This is a genomic window from Frankia sp. AgKG'84/4, from assembly GCF_023242965.2.
In the GTDB taxonomy this organism is placed as follows: domain Bacteria; phylum Actinomycetota; class Actinomycetes; order Frankiales; family Frankiaceae; genus Frankia.
On the sequence record NZ_JALKFU020001013.1, the window covers coordinates 1 to 1,794 of the forward strand.

Sequence of the window (1,794 nt, forward strand, 5' to 3'; positions counted from 1 at the left end):
CAGGTCGACAGGAGCAGCCGGGCGCCGGCGTCGGCGAGGACGAAGGCGACGTCGTCCGCCGGGTCGGCGAGGTCCACGGGCAGGCAGGCCGCACCCGCGGTGAGGACCGCGACCTGGGCGATCGCCAGGTCGGTCGAACGCGGCACGGCGACGGCGACGACGTCCTCCCGCTGAACACCCCGCTCGACCAGCAGCCGGGCCAGCCGGCCGCCCCGCTCGACGAGTTCCGCGAAGGTCAGCGTGCCCGCCGCGGTGGCGACCGCGAGGGCGTCCGGAGCGCGGCGGGCCCGGGCAGCCAGCGCGGCCGGCCAGGTCAGGTCGGGCAGCCGGCGCCCGGCGGTGTCGGCGGCGGCGAGCAGCACCCCGCGTTCCTCGGCGGCGGTGAGCTCCAGCACGCTGATCGGCGCGGTGGGATCCGCCGTCAGCGCGGCGAGCAGCAGCGGCAGCCGTTCGACGAGCCGGATCGCGCTGGCCCGGTCGAACAGGTCGTCGCTGTAGGCGATGCCGATGGTCATACCGCCGTCGTCGCCGCGTTCGACGAAGTCGATGGACAGGTCGAACTTCACGCTGCCCCGGCGCACCGGTTCAGGCCGGGCGGACACACCGGCGAGGTCCAGCTCGTCGACGGCGTCGAAGGCCGCCAAGTACACGATCATGACCTGGAACAGGGGGTGGCGGGACAACGTACGCGGCGGGTTGACGGCGTCCACCACCCGGTCGAACGGCAGGTCCTGGTGGTCGAAGGCGGCCAGGTCGCCGGCGCGGACCCGGCCCAGCAGCTCGCCGAACGACGGGTCGCCGGCCAGGTCGGTGCGCAGGACCAGCGTGTTGAGGAAGAAGCCGACGAGATCGTCGAGGACGTCATCGACCCGGCCGGAGACGGGGCTGCCCAGCGCAATGTCCTCGCCGGCGCCGAGGCGGTGCAGCAGGGTCGCGACGGCGGCCCGCAGCACCATGAACATGCTGGCGTCATGTGCCCGGCCGACGGCGCGCAGCGCGGCGACGAGGTCGGCGCCGATCGACGTCTCGACGGCACCGCCGGCATGCGTCGGCTCGTCCGGACGCGGCCGATCGGTGGGCAGTGCGAGCTCCGCGGGCAGGCCGGCGAGCGCGTCGTGCCAGAACTCCCGCGACGCCGCGGCCGGGCTGCCCGCGTCGGACTCGTCGCCGAGCAGCTCCCGCTGCCACAGTGCGTAGTCGACATACTGGACGGGTAGTGGCGCCCAGTCCGGCGCGGTCCCGGCCAGGCGCGCCCGGTAGGCGACGGACAGGTCCCGGGCCAGCGGGCGGTCGGAGCCCTCGTCCGCGGCGATGTGATGCAGGAGAACCTGCACGATGTGCAGCCGCGGCGAGCAGCGCACCACGCTGACCCGGACCGGAACCTCCCGGCCGAGGTCGAACGGGTACGACGCGGCGCGCGCGAGGACGTCGGCGAGGTGCGGGTCGCGGGGCTGCGGCTCCGGCCGAGCCCCACCGTCCGTGGGCGACCATTCGACCAGGTCGAACGGGATCTCCACGCCAGCCGGGTCGAGGATCCGCTGCACCGGCTCGCCACCCGGGGCGGGGAAAACGGTGCGTAGCGCCTCGTGCCGGGCCACGACGTCGCCGATCGCCGCGCGTAGGGCGGCCAGGTCCAGCGGGCCGGACAGGCGCCAGGTGATCGGGATGTTGTAGGTGGGGCTCGGCCCCTCGACCTGGTCGAGCACCCAGAGCCGGCGCTGCGCGAACGACAGCGGCGGGTTCTGTGGCCGCGGCGCTGGGCGCAGCGCCGGGCGGGCCGCGCCGGCGGTGTCC

General features: G+C 75.1%; 1 protein-coding gene. It reads right to left on the reverse strand.

The genetic code is table 11. The annotated features are described in order from the left end of the window. A partial coding sequence (locus MXD58_RS26865) for a condensation domain-containing protein (RefSeq protein WP_250610605.1) occupies nucleotides 1-1,794 on the reverse strand: 1,794 nt, incomplete at both ends.